This is a genomic window from Micromonospora sp. NPDC050187 (assembly GCF_044459745.1).
Taxonomy (GTDB): domain Bacteria; phylum Actinomycetota; class Actinomycetes; order Mycobacteriales; family Micromonosporaceae; genus Micromonospora.
In genome coordinates, this window is sequence record NZ_JBITJH010000005.1 from 177,701 (window position 1) to 198,129 (window position 20,429).

At 73.0% G+C, this 20,429-nt stretch carries 18 protein-coding genes and 1 pseudogene; 13 read left to right on the plus strand and 6 right to left on the minus strand.

All coding sequences use genetic code 11. The features are described 5' to 3' along the window. The first annotated feature begins 27 nt into the window (after positions 1–27). The 6 genes from hemL to ccsB are packed head-to-tail and all read left to right on the plus strand — an operon-like array spanning position 28 to position 6,139. Positions 28–1,365 carry a glutamate-1-semialdehyde 2,1-aminomutase gene (gene hemL / locus ACIBJE_RS10555; protein ID WP_396746083.1) on the plus strand — a complete coding sequence of 446 codons (1,338 nt, stop codon included), beginning with the start codon at positions 28–30 and terminating at the stop codon, positions 1,363–1,365. Between the two features lie 20 nt (positions 1,366–1,385). Then, a complete protein-coding gene (locus ACIBJE_RS10560) occupies positions 1,386–2,021 on the plus strand; it encodes a histidine phosphatase family protein (protein ID WP_285788678.1) in 636 nt (211 codons plus the stop codon). Beyond that, entirely contained in the window at positions 2,021–2,581 is a 561-nt protein-coding gene (locus tag ACIBJE_RS10565; RefSeq protein ID WP_396746086.1) for a TlpA disulfide reductase family protein, read from the plus strand. Before ACIBJE_RS10560 ends, ACIBJE_RS10565 begins: the two co-directional genes overlap by 1 nt. Then, positions 2,581–3,483 carry a cytochrome c biogenesis CcdA family protein gene (locus tag ACIBJE_RS10570; protein ID WP_396746089.1) on the plus strand — a complete coding sequence of 301 codons (903 nt, stop codon included), beginning with the start codon at positions 2,581–2,583 and terminating at the stop codon, positions 3,481–3,483. Before ACIBJE_RS10565 ends, ACIBJE_RS10570 begins: the two co-directional genes overlap by 1 nt. Then, positions 3,483–5,129, plus strand: coding sequence for a cytochrome c biogenesis protein ResB (locus ACIBJE_RS10575; RefSeq protein WP_396746092.1), 1,647 nt, complete (start codon positions 3,483–3,485; stop codon positions 5,127–5,129). Before ACIBJE_RS10570 ends, ACIBJE_RS10575 begins: the two co-directional genes overlap by 1 nt. Continuing rightward, the gene (ccsB, locus tag ACIBJE_RS10580; RefSeq protein WP_396746095.1) at positions 5,129–6,139 is read left to right on the plus strand and encodes a c-type cytochrome biogenesis protein CcsB; all 1,011 of its coding nucleotides are present in this window, start codon (positions 5,129–5,131) and stop codon (positions 6,137–6,139) included. Before ACIBJE_RS10575 ends, ccsB begins: the two co-directional genes overlap by 1 nt. A 72-nt stretch (positions 6,140–6,211) precedes the next feature. Here ccsB and ACIBJE_RS10585 read toward each other — a convergent pair whose 3' ends face one another. Beyond that, on the minus strand, positions 6,212–7,567 hold the full coding sequence (locus tag ACIBJE_RS10585; protein WP_396746098.1) for a hypothetical protein: 1,356 nt from the start codon (positions 7,565–7,567) through the stop codon (positions 6,212–6,214). Between the two features lie 134 nt (positions 7,568–7,701). On the opposite strand from ACIBJE_RS10585, the gene ACIBJE_RS10590 reads away from it, so the two are divergent. The 3 genes from ACIBJE_RS10590 (at position 7,702) to mqnP (ending at position 11,174) form a co-directional block, all read left to right on the plus strand. Further along, entirely contained in the window at positions 7,702–8,430 is a 729-nt protein-coding gene (locus ACIBJE_RS10590) for a M23 family metallopeptidase (protein ID WP_396746101.1), read from the plus strand. Between the two features lie 381 nt (positions 8,431–8,811). Then, positions 8,812–10,275: a menaquinone biosynthesis decarboxylase gene (locus tag ACIBJE_RS10595; protein ID WP_396746103.1), complete on the plus strand. Its 1,464-nt coding sequence runs from the start codon at positions 8,812–8,814 to the stop codon at positions 10,273–10,275. Further along, the gene (gene mqnP / locus ACIBJE_RS10600; protein WP_396746106.1) at positions 10,272–11,174 is read left to right on the plus strand and encodes a menaquinone biosynthesis prenyltransferase MqnP; all 903 of its coding nucleotides are present in this window, start codon (positions 10,272–10,274) and stop codon (positions 11,172–11,174) included. The genes ACIBJE_RS10595 and mqnP overlap by 4 nt, the downstream gene beginning before the upstream one ends. Before the next feature lie 18 nt (positions 11,175–11,192). Here mqnP and ACIBJE_RS10605 read toward each other — a convergent pair whose 3' ends face one another. Beyond that, a complete protein-coding gene (locus ACIBJE_RS10605; RefSeq protein ID WP_396746109.1) occupies positions 11,193–12,149 on the minus strand; it encodes a terpene synthase in 957 nt (318 codons plus the stop codon). Positions 12,150–12,356: 207 nt separating this feature from the next. Here ACIBJE_RS10605 and ACIBJE_RS10610 point away from each other — a divergent pair, with 207 nt between their 5' ends. Further along, entirely contained in the window at positions 12,357–12,986 is a 630-nt protein-coding gene (locus ACIBJE_RS10610; protein ID WP_396746112.1) for a UbiX family flavin prenyltransferase, read from the plus strand. A 68-nt stretch (positions 12,987–13,054) separates the two neighbouring features. On the opposite strand, the gene ACIBJE_RS10615 is transcribed toward ACIBJE_RS10610, so the two are convergent. Further along, a complete protein-coding gene (locus tag ACIBJE_RS10615; RefSeq protein ID WP_088981116.1) occupies positions 13,055–13,324 on the minus strand; it encodes a BldC family transcriptional regulator in 270 nt (89 codons plus the stop codon). Between the two features lie 271 nt (positions 13,325–13,595). Between ACIBJE_RS10615 and ACIBJE_RS10620 the strand changes: the two genes are divergently transcribed. The 3 genes from ACIBJE_RS10620 to ACIBJE_RS10630 all read left to right on the plus strand — a co-directional run bounded on the left by ACIBJE_RS10620 (position 13,596) and on the right by ACIBJE_RS10630 (position 16,076). Continuing rightward, positions 13,596–14,054 (plus strand): Lrp/AsnC family transcriptional regulator, encoded by a 459-nt coding sequence (locus tag ACIBJE_RS10620; protein WP_396746116.1) that lies wholly within the window; start codon positions 13,596–13,598, stop codon positions 14,052–14,054. Between the two features lie 61 nt (positions 14,055–14,115). Further along, the gene (locus tag ACIBJE_RS10625) at positions 14,116–14,937 is read left to right on the plus strand and encodes an SDR family NAD(P)-dependent oxidoreductase (RefSeq protein WP_396746119.1); all 822 of its coding nucleotides are present in this window, start codon (positions 14,116–14,118) and stop codon (positions 14,935–14,937) included. 44 nt (positions 14,938–14,981) lie between these two features. Continuing rightward, complete coding sequence (locus ACIBJE_RS10630; RefSeq protein WP_396746122.1) at positions 14,982–16,076, plus strand: PLP-dependent cysteine synthase family protein; 1,095 nt, start codon at positions 14,982–14,984, stop codon at positions 16,074–16,076. Between the two features lie 20 nt (positions 16,077–16,096). Here ACIBJE_RS10630 and ACIBJE_RS10635 read toward each other — a convergent pair whose 3' ends face one another. From ACIBJE_RS10635 to ACIBJE_RS10645, 3 genes and pseudogenes are all read right to left on the minus strand, one after another. After that, complete coding sequence (locus ACIBJE_RS10635) at positions 16,097–16,729, minus strand: putative glycolipid-binding domain-containing protein (RefSeq protein ID WP_396746125.1); 633 nt, start codon at positions 16,727–16,729, stop codon at positions 16,097–16,099. Positions 16,730–17,094: 365 nt separating this feature from the next. After that, positions 17,095–18,512, minus strand: a pseudogene (locus ACIBJE_RS10640) (DEAD/DEAH box helicase). A gap of 274 nt (positions 18,513–18,786) precedes the next feature. After that, positions 18,787–20,427: a hypothetical protein gene (locus ACIBJE_RS10645; RefSeq protein WP_396746128.1), complete on the minus strand. Its 1,641-nt coding sequence runs from the start codon at positions 20,425–20,427 to the stop codon at positions 18,787–18,789. Positions 20,428–20,429: the final 2 nt, after the last annotated feature.

The following is a 20,429-nucleotide window of genomic DNA, read 5'->3' on the forward strand; positions in this document are numbered from 1 at the left end:
CCCCGGCGCTGACACAATGGCCGCATCGTGACGGATACGTACCCTGCCGGATCCGGCCGTTACCCGGCCGACGCACCGGCCTCCGAGGCCCTGTTCGACCGCGCCCGCGCCATCGTGCCGGGCGGGGTGAACTCCCCTGTACGCGCCTTCCGTGCCGTCGGTGGCACCCCGCGCTTCATGGTCCGGGGGGAGGGTCCCTGGTTGTACGACGCCGACGACCGGCGTTACGTCGACCTGGTCTGCTCTTGGGGGCCGCTGATCCTCGGGCACGCGCACCCCGGGGTGGTCGAGGCTGTCCGGGCCGCCGCCGCGCGGGGCACCAGCTTCGGCACCCCGACACCGGGTGAGGTCGAGCTGGCCGCCGAGATCGTCGACCGGACCCCGGTCGAGCAGGTCCGGCTGGTCAACTCGGGCACCGAGGCGACCATGTCGGCGATCCGGCTGGCCCGGGGTTTCACCGGCCGGTCCAAGATCGTGAAGTTCGCCGGCTGCTACCACGGCCACGTGGACGCGCTGCTGGCCGCCGCCGGGTCCGGCGTGGCCACCCTCGGCCTGCCCGACTCGCCCGGCGTGACCGGCGCGGCGGCCGGCGAGACGATCGTGCTGCCGTACAACGACCTCGCCGCTGTCGAGGAGGCCTTCGCCGCCGAGGGACCGCACATCGCGGCGGTGATCACCGAGGCCGCCGCCGGCAACATGGGCGTGATCGCCCCCCGCGACGACTTCAACGCCCAGCTCGCCCGGATCGCGCACGCGCACGGCGCGCTGCTGATCGTCGACGAGGTGATGACCGGGTTCCGGGTCTCCCGTTCCGGCTGGTACGGCCTCGACGCGGTCGACGCCGACCTGTTCACGTACGGGAAGGTCATGGGGGGTGGGCTTCCGGCGGCGGCGTTCGGCGGGCGCGCGGAGATCATGGCCCGACTGGCCCCCGCCGGCCCGGTCTACCAGGCCGGCACCCTCTCCGGTAACCCGCTGGCCTGCGCCGCCGGCCTGGCCACCCTGCGCCTGGCCGACGACGCCGTCTACCGCCGGCTCGACGAGACGGCCGCCGTCGTGGGCAAGCTGGCCGGCGATGCGCTGGCCGCCGCCGGGGTCCCGCACCGGCTGTCGTACGCGGGCAACATGTTCTCGATCTTCTTCACCGACGCCGAGGTGCGCGACTACGACAGCGCCCGCACCCAGGACGTGCCGGCGTTCACGGCGTTCTTCCACGCGATGCTGGCCGCCGGGGTCTACCTGCCGCCGAGCGCGTTCGAGGCATGGTTCGTGTCGGCGGCGTTGGACGACGCCGCCTGTGAGCAGATCGCCGCTGCCCTGCCGGGCGCGGCGAAGGCGGCGGCAGCGGCAGGCCACGGGGGGTAGGTGCGGTGAGCAGCAAGACGGTGGTCCACGTGCTGCGGCACGGCGAGGTGCACAACCCGGACAAGATCCTCTACGGCCGGCTGCCCGGTTTCCGCCTCTCCGAACTGGGCGTGCAGATGGCCAAGGCCGCCGCCCAGGGCCTGGCCGACCGGGACGTCGTGCACGTGGTGGCGAGCCCGCTGGAGCGCGCCCAACAGACCGCCGAGCCGATCGCCGCGCAGTTTGGCCTCCCGGTCGGGGTGGACGAGCGGCTGATCGAGAGCGCCAACTGGTTCGAGGGCAAGAAGGTCTCGCCCGGTGACGGCTCCTTCCGGGACCCGCGCAACTGGTGGGTGCTGCGGGACCCGGTCACCCCGTCCTGGGGCGAGGCGTACCGGACGATCGCCGAGCGGATGTTCGCCGCGCTGCACGCCGCCCGGGTCGCCGCCGAGGGGCGCGAGGCGGTCTGCGTCTCCCACCAGCTCCCGATCTGGACGCTGCGCCGGCACGTCGAGCGCAAGCGGCTCTGGCACGACCCGCGTCGCCGGCAGTGCGGGCTGGCCAGCCTCACCTCGTTCCACTTCGAGGGGGCGAAGATCGTCGGCGTCGGGTACTCCGAGCCGGCCGCCCACCTGATCGCCATGTCGCCGACCGCCAGGACAGCCAAGGGAGCCTGATGAACGCCCGGAGGTGGACCGCCGCCCTGCTCGCCACCGTCACTGCGGTGGCGCTGGCCGGCTGCACCACCGGGGGCGACGAGCAGCGCTGCGTGACCCGGGACGGCTTCCTGGAGTGCGCCCCCGACCAGCGGGGCACGGCACCGAAGGTCTCCGGGGAACTGCTCGACGGGAGCAGCTACGACGTCGCCCGGGACCGGGGCACCGTCGTCGTGATCAACTTCTGGGGTTCCTGGTGCAACCCCTGCCGGGCCGAGGCCGACGACCTGGAGAACACCTACCAGGCGACCAAGGCGGCCGGGGTGACCTTCGTCGGCATCAACGTGACCGACAGCCGGGACAAGGCGAAGGCGTTCGAGAAGACCTACAAGGTCACCTACCCGAGCCTCTTCGACCCGCCCGGCCGTACCGCCCTGGACTTCGAGATCGCGCCGAACGCGATCCCGGCGACCATCGTCCTCGACCGGGAGGGCCGGGTGGCGGTGGTGCGTCGCGGCGCGGTCGTCCAGGAGGCCCTGCAACCGGTCGTCGAGCGGATCGCCGCCGAGGACGCCCGCTGATGGGTGAGACGTTCCGCACTCTCGCCGAGAGCGGTCCGCTGCTGCTGGCGATCGGCGCGGCGGCCCTCGCCGGGCTGGTCAGCTTCCTCTCGCCCTGCGTGCTGCCCCTCGTCCCGGGCTACCTCTCCTACGTCACCGGCCTCGCCGGCGCCGACCTGGAGGGCCGAGGTGGTAGCAGGGGACCCCTGTTACCGGATTCTGCCGAGGAAGGGTCCCCTGCAACCACCCCGGCCGGCGTGGGCACGGCCGACGGCGGCACCACCCCGGCCGGCGGCGGCACGGCGCTCGCCGTGCGGCAGCGGCAGCGGGCGTCGACTGCCGCCGTCAAGGGGCGCGTGCTCGCCGGGACGCTGCTGTTCATCGGCGGCTTCACCGCGGTCTTCACCGCCACCGCGATCCTCTTCGCCAGCGTCGGCAAGGTCCTCTTCGCGTACGAGCGGGCGCTGGAGATCGGCATCGGCACCCTGGTCATCGTGCTCGGGCTGGCTTTCGTCGGGGTGCTGCCCGGCCTGCAACGGGAGTTCCGGATCCACCGGCTGCCGTCGGCCGGCCTGCTCGGCGCACCCGTCTTCGGTGCGGTCTTCGCGCTGAGCTGGATGCCCTGCACCGGGCCGACCCTCGGGGCGGTGCTCGGCATGGCCGCCGCCGGGGGCCAGACCGACCGGGCGGTGGTGCTCGCCGTGGCGTACTGCCTGGGGCTGGGCGTGCCGTTCGTGGTGTTCGGGCTGGCGTTCCAGCGGCTGCTCGGCGTCTTCCGGCTGATCCGGCGCAACAGCCGCTGGGTCACCCGGGCCGGCGGGGCGTTGATGCTCCTGATCGGCCTGGCCCTGGTCACCGGAGGTTGGCGGAGCTTCGTGATCTGGTTGCAGACCACCATCGGGGTGGGCGAGGTGAGCATCTGATGACGGCCGTCGACGACCGGCCCGCGACGCCGTCCCCACCGACCCCGCGTCGGCCCAACCCGCTGCTGGCCCTGCTGCGCAACTCGTGGCGGCAGCTCACCAGCATGCGTACCGCGCTGGTGCTGCTCTTCCTGCTCGCGGTCGCCGCCGTCCCCGGCTCGGTGCTGCCGCAGCGCGGGGTCAACCCGGAGGACGTGGACGACTTCTTCGTCGAGCACCCCGACCTGGCCCCGGTGGTGGACCGGATCGGCGGGTTCGAGGTCTTCGGCTCGGTCTGGTTCTCCGCGATCTACCTGCTGCTGTTCACCTCGCTGGTGGGCTGCATCGTGCCCCGGCTCCGCGACCATGTGCGCGCGCTGCGGTCCGTACCGCCGGCGGCGCCGAAGCGGCTGGAACGGCTGCCGCAGCACGCGGTCCTGACCGACCACGACGGCGGCCCGGAGGCCATCGCGGCGGTGCTGCGTCGCCGCCGGTGGCGGGTGGTGGTCCGGGACAACGAGGTCTCCGCCGAGAAGGGGTACCTCAAGGAGACCGGGAACCTCCTCTTCCACACCTCGATGATCGCCGTGCTGATCGGAGTCGCCGTCGGCTCGTGGTACGGCTGGACCGGCAACCGCCTCCTGGTGGCCGGCGCGGACAACGCCTTCTGCAACACCCAGTTCCAGTACGCCGAGTCGAAGTTCGGCTCCCGGGTGCAGAGCCCGGACCTGCCCCCGTTCTGCATGACCCTGGAGGAGTTCGAGGCCCGCTTCCTGGAGTCCGGCCAGCCGGAGTTCTACAACGCCACGGTGACGGTGACCGAGGACGGGCGTCAGCCGCGCCGGGAGGAGTTCTCGGTCAACTCGCCGCTGCGGCTCGACGGGGCGAACGCCTACCTGCTCGGCCACGGCTACGCGCCGATCATCCGGTACACCGACCGCAACGGCGACTCGCAGACCTCGGCGGTGCCCTTCCTGACCACGGACAACACCCTGACCGGTGAGGGCGTGGCGCTGTTCCCGGACATCAACGTCGACCCGGCGACCGGGAAGCGGGACCCGAACCTCCAGATCGCCTTCGAGGGGCTCTACCTGCCCACCGCGCCGGACGCGCCGCCGTACGTGCGGTCGCAACACCCGACCGAGCGGAACCCGGCGGTCTTCCTGATCGCGTACCGGGGGAACCTCGGCATGGACGCCGGCATCCCCGGCTCGGTGTACCAGCTCGACCAGCGGCAGGTCCGCAACGGCAAGCTCACCCAGCTCGGGGACGCCAAGCTGCTCAAGCCGGGGGAGAGGTGGACGCTCGACGACGGCACCACGGTCGAGTTCCTCGGCACCGAGCCGTTCATCACGCTCTCCGTCCGGTACGACCCGGGTTCGACGCTGATGCTGGTGAGCTGCGGGGTGCTGCTGCTCGGCCTGATGGGGTCGCTCTTCGGCCGGCGGCGCCGGGTGTGGTTCCGGGTGGTCCCGGGCGTTGCCGCCGACCCGGCCGGTGCATCCACGACGGACGGTAGTAGTTTGGTGGAGGCCGGTGGGCTGCCGCGCACCGAGTACCCCGGGTTCGCCGCCGAGTTCGCGCAGCTCGTCGACGAGATCCGGGGCACCGGCGGGGCCGGTGCCGCCGGCCGGGCCGCCCCGGGCTCGCGAGAAGGGACCGAGTGATGTCCGCGCTCTCCGATCAGCTGGTGACCTTCGCGATCCTCGCGTACCTGGTCGCGATGATCTGCCACGCCGTCGAGTACGCCCTCGGCAACGCCCGCACCCGGGCGGTGGCCGCGACGCCCGCCCGCGAGCTGGTCGGCGCGGGGGTCGGCGGGTCCGGCGGAAGCCCGGCCGGAACGGACGCCCTGGTCGGCGGAGACGCCCCGGCTGGCGGGGACACCGGTGCGAAGCTGCCGGCACGCCCGAACGGGCGGGCCCGGCTCGCCGGCCGGGTCGCGGTCGTCGCCACCGTGGTCGCCACCCTGCTGCACCTCGCGGGCCTGGTCACCCGGGGCATCGCCGCCGACCGGATGCCCTGGGGCAACATGTACGAGTACGTGCTGACGGTCTCGCTCATCGGGGTCGTCGGCTGGCTCACGGTGCTCTGGAAGCGCCCGTCGCTGCGCCGCCTCGGGCTGTTCCTGACGCTGGTCATGGTGCTCCTGCTGGCCACCGCCGAACTGGTGCTCTACGTGCCGGTAGTGCCGCTGGTGCCGGCGCTCAACTCGTACTGGTTCGTCATCCACGTCTCGACGGTGGTCTTCGCCTCCGGTCTCTTCCTGCTCGGCTCGGTGCCGGCGGTGACCTACCTGATGCGCGCCGGGTACGAGCGCGGCAAGCGGAGCTTCCCGTACACGCTGGCGAAGCGGATGCCGGCGGCGGAGAGCCTGGAGCGGCTCACCTTCGTGCTGCACGCGTTCGCCTTCCCGGTCTTCACCTTCGCGGTCATCGCCGGGGCGATCTGGGCCGAGGCGTCCTGGGGCCGGCCGTGGGGCTGGGACCCGAAGGAGACCTGGTCGTTCATCTCCTGGGTGATCTACGCCGGCTACCTGCACGCCCGGGCCACCCCGAGCGTGAAGCGGAACGTGGCCACCTGGATCGCCGTGCTGGGCTTCCTGACCATGCTGATGAACCTCTTCGGCGTGAACATCTTTTTCGAGGGCCTGCACTCGTACGGTGGCCTCGACTGACCCCACCCCGCCCCCTGCGGACGACGACCGCCGGCACCCTGACGGGCAGCCGGCGGTCGCGTCGTTCCGGGATCAGGAGATGGTCACGGGGGCGCTGTCGTTCGTCGGGTCGTCGTCCGTCCGTGGGTAGCTGTACGGGATCCGGACCTCGCCCGGGGCGCCGAGTGGACCGTCGATCCGCAGGTCGAAGTCGACCAGGAAGTTCTCGCCGGCCGCGAAGATGCCACCCGGCTTGGTGCAGTACCAGGTCACCGGCCCCTCGAAGCCGTCGTCGCCGCCCGTGGACGAGCAGCCCGTCGGCCAGTTGGCAACGACCGTGCCGGCCGGCGGGACGAAGGCGAACTGACCCGGATCCCCACCGGAGATGGTGTTGTCCGGGACGCCGGGACCGTCGTTGCGCATGCCGACCCGGACCGTCACCGTGTCACCCACCGAACCGGTGGTGGCGGCACCGAGCGTCACCACGTCGAACGCGCCGGGGACATCGCGCAGGTAGTACCAGCCGGACGAGGACTGGTGGTCGGCGTCGAGGACGTCGACCGGGGCGCCCACCTGGCGGAGCCGGAGGGTGCGGTCGGCGGGACGCCGCTCCAGCACCACGCCCGCCGGCGGCGGGCCGGCGGTCGTGGCCGGCTCCACCGTCTGCACGATCTGCTTGGCGCCGAGGGCGGCCGGGCCGACAGTGGTGGCGAAGCCGCCCGGGACGTGGTAGCTCAGCCCGGGCGAGAACGTGCCCGGGAAGGCGCAGACCGCGATGGTGCTGAGCTGGCCGCCGGCACCGTAGCGGCAGTTGCGGTAGGCGGCGGGCTCCAGCCCGACCGGGAACCGGATGGTGAGCCGGAGACCGGACATCGACATGTTGCCGGCGTTGATCAGGGCCACCGGCATGGCGAGGGTGTCGCCGGTGTCGACGCCGTCGACGGACTCGTCGACCAGGCTGACCGCGTCCGGCCCGGCGTGCACCGAGACGGCGGCCTGCTGGGCCCCGTCGTTGTCGCCGTCGGCCAGCACGGTGTAGCCGATCGTCCCGACCGCGCCGTCGGCGGCGCCGGGGACGGCCCGCAGCACGACGGGCACGCTGCCGTTCAGCATGCCGAGCTCGTCCGGGGTGGCGGTGGGCGGCATCGGGCAGGTGACCCCGGCGCCGGCGGTGACACACCAATCCGGGAAGGTGGCGGTGGCGACTCCGGCCAGTCCGCTCAGGTCGAGGACGACCCGGGGATTGGTCGCTCCGTTGCTGACCAGGCTGAGAACAGTGGTCCGGCCGGGGGCACCGGCGGCACCGATGGTGGTGTCGTTGAGCCAACCATGCACCCAGCCGGGATCGTCCTCCGCTGATGCGGGGTTCGCCGCCAGGCCGACCAGGGTTGCCGCCGCGAGTGCCGCCGCGCCGACCTGGAACGTGCGGGTAACGCGTACAGGTGTCATGGGACTCCTTCAGGAGGATGATCCGGTCGGACTGCCCGGCCCGAGCGGCGGACCGAATCCTATGGGGACGGTGCGACGCGAGGGGGGTGGTCAGTAGCGGAAGAGACCTGGCGCGGTCTGGCTAGGCTCGCCTCGTGGGCGAGCAGCGGTCTTCGGGGCGTCCGGTGCATCCGGAGGTCACGCTCTCGCTGCCGTTCACGGGACTGTGGTTGGCCCGGAACAGTCCGGCCCGACGGATCCCGAGTCACGGCACGGACCTGTTCGGCGAGCGGTACGCCATCGACTTCGTCGGGGTGGACGAGCGCCGCCGGACCGCCGACCGCCGCGACTGGCGGACCTTCCTCGCCACCGAACCGGCCGACCGGTTCTTCGCCTACGACCGACCGATCCTGGCCCCCGCCGACGGCACCGTCGTCGAGGTGCACGACGGCGAGATCGACCACGCCGGGCGGCGCTCACAGCTTGCTCTCGTGCCGTACGCGCTGGGCCAGGCGGCCCGGGTCCGGCAGGGCGTGCGTGCGGTGGCCGGCAACTACCTGATCATCGCGCTCCCCGGCGGCGCGTTCGTGGCTCTCGCCCACCTGCGGGCCGGTTCCATCCGGGTCACCCCCGGGGAGGAGGTGACGGCGGGGCAGCACGTGGCGGCCTGTGGCAACTCCGGCAACTCGACCGAGCCGCATCTGCACATACAGGTCATGGAGACCCAGGATCTCTCCGTCGCCCGAGGCCTCCCGATGGCGTTCCGACACTTCCGCGAACGGCCGCGCGGCGCGAGGCAGTTCCACACCAGGGAGTACGGCGTCCCCGCTGAGGGCGCGGTCGTCGAGCCGCTGCCGCTACCAGGGGCGCACTCGACATCCTGACCGAGTTCCTGGCCAGACAGATGCCCGCTGCGTACGTCACGCCGGACCGACACCTGTCGGAGCGTCTTCGTCCAGTGGGCCGGGCTCCGGGTGGTGCCGCAACCCCGCCCCGCCCTGCCCACCCGGAACGTGCCGCCCATCCAGAACGCGCCACCCGCTCAGCACGGGACGCCCGTGCGGAACGGGCGGCAGTACCGGCCGAACTCGCGCCGGCTTCCCTCGGCCCGGCCCTGATGTCCGGCGACGCCGTCGGACTTTCGCCGATACGGCGGTGTCCCGCGAACTGGATACCGCGATATCGCCGAAGAGGAGTGGATCACGAGAGGGCGTCCGGTGGGACCGGGTGGTAGGGGACCCAGGTTGGTGCGGGAGACTGGGGGTATGGCGGTTCGTGGCTTCCCGTACACCGATCTCAAGGACTTCCTCAAGACGCTGGAGCGCGAGGGGGAACTGCGGCGCGTGAGCGTGCCGGTGGACCCGACGCTGGAGATCAGCGAGGTCGTCACCCGGACGGTCCGGGCGGACGGGCCGGCGCTGCTCTTCGAGCGGCCCACCCGGGGCGAGATGCCGGTGGCGGTCAACCTCTTCGGCACCGAGAAGCGGATGGCGATGGCGCTCGGCGTCGAGTCGCTGGACGAGATCGGCAACCGGATCGGGGAGATGCTCAAGCCGGAACTGCCGATCGGCTTCTCCGGCATGATGGGCGGCCTGGGCAAGGTGATGCAGCTCAAGTCGATGCCGCCCAAGAAGGTCCGGACCGCCCCCTGCCAGCAGGTCGTCTACCGGGGCGACGACGTCGACCTGAACCGGCTGCCGGGGTTGCAGGTGTGGCCCGGTGACGGCGGGATCTTCCACAACTTCGGACTGACCCACACGAAGCACCCGGAGACCGGCAAGCGCAACCTCGGGTTGTACCGGCTCCAGCAGCACAGCCACAACACGCTCGGCATGCACTGGCAGATCCACAAGAACTCCACCGCGCACCACGCGGTCGCCGAGCGCCTCGGGCAGCGGCTGCCGGTGGCGATCGCGATCGGCTGCGACCCGGTGGTCAGCTACGCGTCCAGCGCCCCGCTCCCCGCCGACATCGACGAATATCTGTTCGCCGGGTTCCTGCGCGGGGAACGGGTCGAGATGGTCGACTGTCTGACCGTGCCGCTCCAGGTGCCGGCGCACGCGCAGGTGGTGCTGGAGGGCTACATCGAGCCCGGCGAGCGGCTGCCGGAGGGACCGTTCGGCGACCACACCGGCTTCTACACCCCGGTCGAGCCGTTCCCGGTCCTGCACGTCGAGACGATGACCATGCAGCGCGACCCGGTCTACCACTCGATCGTCACCTCGAAGCCGCCGCAGGAGGACCACGGCCTCGGCAAGGCCACCGAGCGGATCTTCGCCCCGCTGCTGCGGTTCCTCATCCCGGACATCGTCGACTACAACCTGCCCTCGGCCGGCGTGTTCCACAACTGCGCGATCGTGTCGATCCGTAAGCGCTACCCGAAGCACGCCCAGAAGGTGATGAACGCGATCTGGGGCGCGCACATGATGTCGCTGACCAAGCTGGTCGTGATCGTCGACGAGGACTGCGACGTGCACGACTACCAGGAGGTCGCGTTCCGGGCCTTTGGCAACGTGGACTACTCGCGTGACCTGCTGCTCACCGAGGGGCCGGTGGACCACCTGGACCACGCGTCGTACCAGCAGTTCTGGGGCGGCAAGGCGGGCGTCGACGCCACCCGCAAGCTCCCCACCGAGGGCTACACCCGGGGCTGGCCCGAGGAGATGACCATGTCGCCCGAGGTCGTCGCGCTGGTCGACAAGCGCTGGAAGGAGTACGGCGTCCGATGACCGTGGTCACCGAACGGCCCGGTCGGGTGAAGTCGTTCCTCCGGCTCGTCGCGATCGAGCACTCGGTCTTCGCGCTGCCCTTCGCGTACCTGTCCGCGCTGACCGCGATGCGGGTCGACGGGGGACGGGTGCGCTGGGTCGACCTGCTGCTGATCACGGTGGCGATGGTCGGGGCCCGGACGTTCGCGATGGCCGCCAACCGGATCATCGACCGGCGGATCGACGCGCGGAATCCGCGTACCGCGGGGCGGGAACTGGTGACCGGGGCGGTGAGCGTGCGGACGGCCTGGACCGGTGCGGTGGTCGCGCTGGTGGTCTTCCTCGCCGCCGCCGCGCTGCTCAACCCGCTCTGCCTGGTGCTCGCGCCGCTGGCCGTGGTGCCCCTGGTCGTCTACCCGTACGGCAAGCGGTTCACCGACTGGCCGCACGCGATCCTCGCGGTCGCCCAGGCGGTCGGGCCGGTCGGCGCGTGGCTCGCCGTCACGGGCACCTTCGCCGGCTCCTGGCCGGCCTGGCTGCTCGGTGTCGCGGTGGGCCTGTGGATCGGCGGGTTCGACCTGATCTACGCCTGCCAGGACGCCGAGGTGGACCGGGAGATCGGCGTGCGCAGCATCCCGGCCCGGTACGGGCTGCGCTTCGCCCTGCACGCCTCGACGGTGGCGCACGTGGTGACCTTCGCGCTCTTCGTCTGGTTCGGGGCGTTGGTCGGCTTCGGCTGGCCGTGGTGGGCCGGACTGGTGCTCACCGCGCTCGCCTTCGGCTACCAGCACGTGGTGGTCAGCCCGACCGACCTGAGCCGGGTCAACCGGGCGTTCTTCACCGCGAACGGGTTCGTCGGCATCGCCCTCTTCCTCTTCGCCCTGCTCGACCTGGTGCTCCGGCTGGACCTGCGGGCCTGAGCAAACCGCCACGGCCGGTCAGGGCACCGGGTAACGGGCGCTCTCCCGGGACCAGTCGATGGTGGCGCGTACGGAGTTCGCCATCGCGTCCAGGTGGACGGCGACCGCCCCGTCCAGCTCCGGGCCGAATGACGGCACCGCCGCGCGCAGCGCCACGAACCGGTCCATCGTCTCCCGCCACCGGTCGGCCACCAGGGCGACCGCGGTCTCGACCGGCACCCCGCGCTCGTGGGCGGTGGCCAGCACCAGGTTGTGCCCACCGGCACCGGCCCGGTCCCGCTCCAGCGAGATCACGTCGTTGAACCAGGAGAGCAGGTCGTTCGCGGTCTCGGCGATCCGGACCAGCGCCGGGTGGTGGTAGACGGCGTCCGGCAGGACCTGTCCGGTGGCGAACTCCACAAGCGTGTACGACACGTACGCCGCCGAGGTGGCCCGGCGCAGCGGCACGTACTCGTCGACCGTCGGCACCCGGCCGGCGGCCTTGTTGACCGCCTCACGCCACGCTCCGTTTAGATGGTGGGCCATCGCGTCGGTGAAGCGGATCCGCCAACGGGCGGGCATCCGCGCCCGGGGCGCCCGCCAGGCGTCCACCAGCATCCGGCGCAGCGGACCGGTGAAACCGGGGTGGCGCGAGCGCGGCCCGGTCCGCAGCAGCCTCAGCACCCCCTGCCGCAGCCCGTCGACCTCCTCTGGGGTGGAGCGGCGCGGGCCGTCGCAGAAGTCGTCGACCAGGAAGAACCAGGTGAACAGGGCGGCCAGGGTGCGCAGGTCGGTCTCGCCTGCGTCCGGGTAGATCCGGCCCGCGTACCGGGCGATGGCGGCCCGGTCCAGCCGTTCGAGGGCGATCCGGTCCAGCGGCAGGTCGAACCGGGCGACCCAGGAGGACAGCCACTCCTGCGTCGCGTCGGCGTGCGGCGACAGCCGGGGCGGAACGGGGCAGTCGAACGGTGGCGATCCGAGGGATCCGCCGGTCATCACCGATTCCTTCCCCGCTGTACGTTATGCACCCGCAGCATGCCAGGTGCAAACGCTCTCCCGGCATCCGGCCCCGGCGGTGGAGCGGGGGCTGATGTGGTTGCAGGGGTTCCCTGCTACCGCTTTTTGCGTAGCAGGGGACCCCTGCAACCAAGGCAGCCGGGGGCGGTGGACACTCCGGGTGGGCGAGCAGGCACGCTTGTCGGTATGCGCGAACCATGGGTGGTCGGGGTTTCCGGAGCCTCCGGTACGCCGTACGCGGCGGCGGTCCTGCGCGGGCTGCTCGACGCCGGGGCGGCCGTCGACCTGATCGTCTCCCGGGCGGCCCGGCTGACCGTCCTCGACGAGACCGGCCGGCCGTTCCGGGACGGGCACTGGCGCGACGACCTGGGTGACTGGCTCGGGCGCGACCTCGACGGAGCGGACCTGCGGTACTGGTCCGCCGGTGATCTGGCCGCCGGCCCGAGCAGCGGCTCCTACCGGGTGCGCGGCATGGCGGTGGTGCCGGCCAGCACCGCGGCCTGCGCGGGCATCGCCATCGGCCTATCCAAGGACCTGTTGCAGCGGGCCGCCGAGGTCAACCTGAAGGAGCGGCGGCCGGTGGTCGTGGTGCCCCGGGAGACCCCGGTGACCCGCAGCCACCTGGAACATCTCATCGCGCTGCACGACGCCGGGGCGGTGGTGCTGCCCGCCAGCCCCGGCTTCTACGGTGCCGGGGCGTCCGCCTCCGCCCAACAGTTGGTCGACTTCGTCGCCGGCAAGGTGCTGGACGCGCTGGGCGTACCGCACACGCTGTTCCGCCGGTGGTCCGGGGAACTCGGCGCGACCTTGAACTGACCCACCGACGTCCGTGGGACGGGACACGGACCGGCGTCCTGCGCCCGGTCCGCGTGACCCGTCACCCGTCAGTACATGCCGGCGTTGGCCGGACCCGGGCCGGTGGAAGCCGTCGGTCCGACGTTGCGTGGCCGGTTCGCCACGTCCTCGCCCTCGTCGAGCATCCCCTCCCCCTCGAGCAGCGCCCGCACCTCGGATTCCCGAAAACGGCGATGCCCGCCTGGAGTCCGGATGCTGCCGATCCGGCCAGCGGCCGCCCATCTCGTCACGGTCTTCGGGTCCACCCGAAACAGCGCGGCCACCTCGCCCGGTGTCAGCAGGCGATCTCCAGTGTCCACAGCCCCCTCCTCGCGTCGACGAAGCCCTCGGCTGAACCACACTGCCCCCGGCCGGTGCGAGCCCAGAGCCGTCATGAGGGACGTATGGCAATTACAGCACCGGCGAGGTGACGCGGTCCGCCAAACGCGAAAAAAGCACTGGTTGGGAACGGAGGACCGGTGGGACGCCCGAGGCCGCCCGACGCCTGCGATTGCCGTACGGACACGTGAGGCCAGAATGCCGGACGCCCGCCGGTTCCGGGCACCCTTCGACGACTAGGGTCTACAGTCCGTGGACGCCATCGACCTGAGGCTCGTGGAGCTGCTGCGGGGCAACGCCCGTCTGTCGTACGCCGAACTGGCCCGGCAGGTGGGTCTCTCCGCTCCCGCCGTACACGAACGGGTCGGCAAGCTGGAGGCGGGCGGAGTCATCCGGGCGTACCGGGCGGAGGTCGAGCCCGAGTCCATCGGACTCGCCGTCACCGCCCTGATCGGTATCGTCGAGGACTCCGCCGCCGACACCGACGACGTGCTGGACGCGCTGCGGCAGATGCCGGAGATCGAGTCCTGCTACTTCATGGCCGGGGTGGAGTCCTTTCTGCTCAAGGCCCGGGTGCCCACGATCGCCGAGCTGGAGCGGCTCATCGTCCGGCTGAACCGCACCCCCGGGGTGGCCTCCACCCGCACCGGCATCGCCCTGTCGACGAAGTGGGAGAACCGCCCACAGCCGGGCACCCCGCCCATCGGTTGAGCCGCCCCGCCCGCAGTTGAGCCGCCCCGCTTACCCGGGCCGAGCGGGGTACCGTGCGGCGGTGGATCGGGCTCCCGGGACGGCGGTGGTGACCGGTGCGGCCGGCGGGCTCGGTCGCGCCATCGCCGTCGCGTTGCACGCCGACGGCTGGCAGGTGCTCCTCACCGACCTGGACGCCGCGGCCGTGGCCGCGGTCGCCGGTCCGCTCGGTGGCTGGTCCCGACCGCTGGACGTCCGCGACGAGGCGGCCTGCGCGGCGGTGGCCGCCGAGGCCACCACCCGCGCCGGTGGCCTCGGGCTCTGGGTGAACAACGCCGGCCTCCTGGTCACCGGCCCGTCCTGGAGTCACGACGCGGCCACCCGTCGTCGGGTGGTCGAGGTGAACACCCTCGGCGCGATGAACGGCACCCTGGCCGCGCTGGCGGTGATGCGCGGCCAGGGGAGCGGGCACGTGCTCAACGTGGTGTCGCTCGCCGGGCTGGTCGCCCCGCCCGGCGAGACCGTCTACGCCGCCAGCAAGCACGCCCTGCTCGCCTTCAGCCTCGGCACCCTCGCCGACCTGCGGCTGGCCGGGCACCGGGACGTACACGTCTCCTGTCTCTGCCCGGACGGGATCTGGACGCCGATGCTGCACGACCGGCTGGACGACCCCGGGGCGGTGGCGTCCTTCACCGGGACGCTGCTGTCACCGCAGCGGGTGGCCCGGCAGGCCGCCCGGCTGGCCCGGCGACCCCGACCGGTGGTCACGCTGCCCCGCTGGCGTGGCGCGCAGGTCCGGCTGCTCGACGCGCTGCCGGGGCTGGCCCTCCGGTTGGCCCCGCTGGTCCGCGCCGTCGGCCGGGCCGGGCAGCGCCGCCAGCGCCGGCGGGTCGACGGTACGTGAATCGGTCGGTACCGTCCGGACGCGAAGATTGCTAGTTTCTCGGCGTGACTCATCTCGACCGGTGCGACGAGGCTGTCCGGGCGTGGGTGACCGAGGCGATCGCCGCGGTGGATGCTGACGCGAACCGGTCGGCCGACACCCACCTGCTGCCGTTCCCACTCCCCAGGGATTGGGGCATCGACCTCTATCTCAAGGACGAGTCGGTGCACCCGACCGGCTCGCTGAAACACCGGCTGGCCCGCTCGCTCTTCCTCTACGGGCTCTGCAACGGCTGGATCGGCCCGAACACCACGATCATCGAGGCGTCCTCCGGGTCGACCGCGGTCTCCGAGGCGTATTTCGCGCGGATGCTGGGGCTGCCGTTCATCGCGGTGATGCCCGCCTCCACCTCCCCGGAGAAGATCGCCCAGATCGAGTTCCAGGGCGGCCGGTGCCACCTGGTCGACGACCCGGCCAAGGTGGTCGTGGAGGCCCGCTGGCTGGCCGAGGACACCGGCGGACACTTCATGGACCAGTTCACCTACGCCGAGCGGGCGACCGACTGGCGGGGCAACAACAACATCGCCGAGTCGATCTACGCCCAGCTCACCCTGGAACGGCACCCGGTGCCCGCCTGGGTCGTGGTCGGTGCGGGCACCGGCGGCACCGGTGCCACCATCGGCCGGTTCACCCGGTACCGCCGGCTGCCCACCAAGCTCTGCGTGGTCGACCCGGAGAACTCCGCGTTCTACCCCGCGTGGCAGGCGGCCGACTGGTCCGTCCGCACCGGCCGGGGCTCCCGGATCGAGGGGATCGGCCGGCCCACCGTCGAGGCGTCGTTCCTGCCCAGCGTGGTCGACCGGATGGTGCAGGTCCCCGACGCCGCCTCGCTGGCCGCGATGCGGGCCGGCTCGGCGGTCCTCGGCCGACGGGTGGGTGGCTCGACCGGCACCAACCTCTGGGGTGCCTTCGGGCTGATCGCCGCCATGCTCGCCGAGGGGCGGACCGGGTCGGTGGTGACGCTCATCTGCGACGCCGGTGACCGGTACGTCGACACGTACTACGCCGACGACTGGGTGGCCGCGCAGGGGCTGGACCTGGCCCCGCACCTGGCCACCGTCGAGCGTTTCCTGAGCACCGGGGTGTGGCCCGTCGACTAGGCCGTGACGGGGTGACCCGGTCAGCGCTCCCGGACGACCCGGTCGGCGAGTCCCGGGTAGTGCCGGACGTAGCCGTCGGGGTCGAGGTCCAGGTCGGCGGTGAAGTCGCCGCTGGCGAAGCGGACCCGACCACCGTCGAGCGCCGTGTACGTCTGCTCGGCGGGCAGCACCAGCAGGCTCGGCACCAGCACCCAGACGACCTCGATCCGCCGTTCGGTGCCCGGCGCGGCGTCGCGCAGCCCGAGCCGGCGTACCGGGAGGCTGTTGAACAGCGGTGACCCGCCCAGGTCGACGTCGACCGCGTCGACCAGGCGGTCGGGGTCGTCGGTGCCGGGCAGCCCGACCGGTGGCCGCCCGGCCGCGCGGAGCGCGGCGTCGAGGTCGCCCTGCTCGCTGGTCACGACCCGCCAACGTTCCGGCTGCCGCTCCAGCCGGACCCCACGCGACCAGCCCGCCCCCTCGACCTCGACCTCCAGCCGGGCGGTCGCCCACTCGGGCGTGGTGGTCAGGGTGTACCGGCAGGTGTACGGGAGGGTGTCGACGGCCTGTGCCGTGCCTCGGGCGGTGAGGCCGTTCGTGTCGTCCAGCAGGGTGTGCTCGCAGCCGGCGGTGTCGGTGCGGTTCCAGAACAGCGACTTCGGCATGGTCGGCATGAGCCGGACACTACGGCAGGCCAGCACCGCCGGCACCCGGGTCGTGGGACACCGCCACGGCCACCGCCACGGCCACCGCCACGGCCACCGCCACCGCACGGACGCCGCCGTGGTGACAGAGGTGCACCACGGCGGCGTCCGGTTGACTCAGTGGTCATGTGCCTCAGTAGGTACGCGCGGGAGCCCGTCCGCCGTGCCCAACACGCCGGTCGTCGCTCCGGCCGCCGTACCCAACACGCCGGTCGTCGCTCCGGCCAGCGAACCCGCGCCGGTCGTCGCTCCGACCCGGGTGGCCCCGGTGGTCGTCGCTCCGGCTGCGGTAGCCGGAGCGCTCGTCGGTGCGGGCGTGGTGGCCCGGGCGCTCGTCACCGAAGCGTCGCTCGTCGCGCCCGGTGTACCGGGTCTCGGTCCGGTCGCCCCCGAACTGCTGTCCGCTCCGGTCGCCGAACCGCTGGCCGCCCCGGGCGTCGCGGTCGCCGAACCGCTGGCCGCCCCGGGCGTCGCGGTCGCCGAACCGCCGGGGCCCGCCGGGACGGTCGCCGAACCGGCGCGGCTCCTGCGGCTCGTTCGACACCGGCACCCCACTCGGCTGCCGGGCACCGGTCAGCTCGGTCAGCTCCGGGTCACCAACCCGGACCCGCAGCTCGCCCGGCTCGACACCGGCCTTCTCCATCATGGCCAGGGTGGTCCGCCGCTGCTTCGGCAGGACCAGCGTGGCCACCGCGCCGGACTCGCCGGCTCGCGCGGTACGCCCGGCCCGGTGCAGGTAGTCCTTCGGGTCCTTGGGCGGGTCGATGTGCACCACGAGCGACACGCCGTCGACGTGGATCCCACGGGCGGCCACGTCGGTGGCCACCAGCACGTTCACCCGTCCCTCGCGGAACTCGGCCAGCGTGCGGGTACGCATCCGCTGCGTCTTGCCGCCGTGCAGGCCGCCGGCCCGGACGCCCACCGCGCCGAGCTGCTCCACCAGCCGGTCCACGCCGAGCTGGGTACGGGCGAACATCATGGTCCGGCCGGGGCGGGCCGCGATCGACGCCGCCACCGCGAACTTGTCGTGCGGCGGGATCAGCAGCAGGTGGTGGTCCATCGTGGAGACGGCAGCGGTAGCCGGGGCGGTGGAGTGCGTGACCGGGTCGGTCATGAACCGCTTGACCAGCGAGTCCACGTCGTTGTCCAGAGTGGCCGAGAAGAGCAGCCGCTGGGCGTCGGCCGGCGTCTTCGCCAGCAGTTCGGTGACCTCCGGCAGGAAGCCCATGTCGGCCATCTGGTCGGCCTCGTCCAGGACGGTGACCTCGACGTCGTCGAGGTGGCACACCTGCCGGGAGATCAGGTCGCCGAGCCGCCCCGGCGTGGCCACGATGATCTCCACACCGCGCCGGAGGGCGTCGATCTGACGGTCGTAGGGCACCCCGCCCACGGCGGTCTTGAGGAACACTCCGACCGCCTTGCCCAGCGGCACGAGCGCGTCGTTGACCTGCATGGCGAGTTCCCGGGTGGGCACGAGCACCAGGGCCCGGGGGCGCAGCGGCCGGGCCCGGCCACCGTCGGCGACCCGAGCAAGCAGCGGCAGGCCGAAGGCGAGGGTCTTGCCGGAGCCGGTCTGGCCCCGGCCGAGGACGTCCCGCCCGGCGAGGGCGTCCGGCATGGTGGCCCGCTGGATCTCGAACGGGGTGGTGATGTTCTGCCGGGCGAGGGCCCGGACGAGCGGCTGGGGGAGCCCCAGCGTGGCGAAGTCGACGTGCTCGCCGCCGTCGGCGGTCTGGTCGCCGGTGGTCACCAGCGGGGTGTCGATGGCGGACGGGAACGTGCTGAGGTCAGCAAAGGTCGTCAAGAAATACCTCTCCAGCGGGGCGCATCTTCGCGATGGCCCGCCGCGGAAGGTGACGCCGCCGGTTCGCCCGCAAGATCGCCCATGGGCACGCGACGACGCGCACCGGGTCAGTGATCAATAACAGTGTACGGCGACCCGCACGGTCGGCAACCGCGCCGCGGCGGGGTAGTGGGCGGGCTCACCCCGGCCCGGTCGGCTCGGGTGCCGGCGCCGGAACGGCGGCTCACCCGTTGAGCAGGTTCTCCATCAGGCCACCCATCGCGTCGTTCGCCATCAGCGCCACCACCACACTGATCGCCACCAGCAGCCCGAGCGAGGCGACCAGCACGATCACCACCCGGGTCGTGCGGGACCGCTCGGCGGGAGTGTCGGCCCAGCCCTGGGCGAGGATGTGCCCGGTGAGGGAGCCGGTGTTCTCCACCGGGTTCCCCGTGGGCAGGGCGACCGTGGCGAAGCCGGGCCCCTCGGTGACGGAGCCTCCGTAGACCGTCCCGGAGCGGGCGGACATGCCCGGACGGTCGTCGGCACCGACGTCGTGCCCGGTGCTCAGCGCGGCGGGGATCGCGTTGGACGGCAGGTTGTGCACCGGCCCGCCGCTGGTGGGCGCGAGTGGTGACGGTCCGGCCGGCGCCGGCCGCCCACCCGGGTCGCTTCCGGCGTTTCCGCCCGGCGCGGTCGGTGGCGGCCAGGTCGGCAGGGCCGGCTCCGGGACGGCCGGCGGTGCCGCTGCGCCGGAGGTCGGGGCGGCCGGCGGTGCCGACGTTCCGGGGGCGGGCGAGGCCCATGCCGCCGCCGAGTTCGGGGTGGCCCACGGTGCCGGCGGACCGGAGGGCGGGGTGGCCGCCGGTCCGGAGGTCGGCGTGGTGAAGGGTGCCGTCGGTGGACCGGAGGCCGGGGTGGCCGCCGGTCCGGAGGTCGGTGGGGTCCACCGAGCGGGTGGACCGGAGGTCGGTGGAGCCGGATCGACGGTCGCCGGAGCGACGGGCGGCGTGCGCGATCCGGGGACGGCGGCGCTGCCGGTGACCCGGGCCGGCACCGGAGCGGACGCCGTGGCGGCGGAGACCGGACCGCCGAAGACCGGGGCGCTGCCGGCGACACCGGAGGGCGGGCCGTCGTGGATCGGAACGGCGGGGACGGGGGCACCCGAGACCGGAGCGGCGGAGGCCGGGGGCGGCGGGAACGGCGGTGCCGGCATCGGCCCGGGCGGTGGTGGCGGCGAGGGGACCGGCGGGCCGGGCGGCGGCGCGGGCGGACCCGGCGTCGGCGGTACCGGACCCGGTGGAGTGGGGGCCGGACCGGGCGGGACGGGTGCCGGAGGCTTCGGCAGGGGCGGTGTCGGCGACGGCACCGGGGGTTCCGGCAACGGCTCGGGTCGCGGTTCCGGGGCCGGGGTGGGAGCGGGTAGCGGCTCGGGTTGTGGTTCCGGGACCGGCGTCGGGGCCGGGGCCGGCGGGGGTGGCGGCTCTGCCGGTACGGGTGGCGCGGCGGGTTCCGGCTGCCGGGGAGACGGGGCTTCGGGGAGCGTGGACGGCGTGGTCTGCGTGGACCCGGCGGGCGTGGACTCGGTGGACCGGTACACCTTCGCCCCACCGGTGCGCACTCCGGCGGCGATCCCGGCTTCCTGCGGCGACATCCGTTGCAGGCCCGGCACGGTGGCGCTGGCCCGGGCCGGCGAGGCGGGACCGCGTTGGGCCGGGACGACGGGCGTGTCCGGCGTACCCCCGGACGGGCTGGTGATACTGGCCCGCCCCCGGGCCGGGGCGGACGTGCCCGGCGCGGTGTCGCCGGCACCGGGCGGACCGGTCAGCGGGCGGGACCCGGCACCGGGCTCGACGGTCTCAGCCGGACCCTGCTGCTCGCCCATGT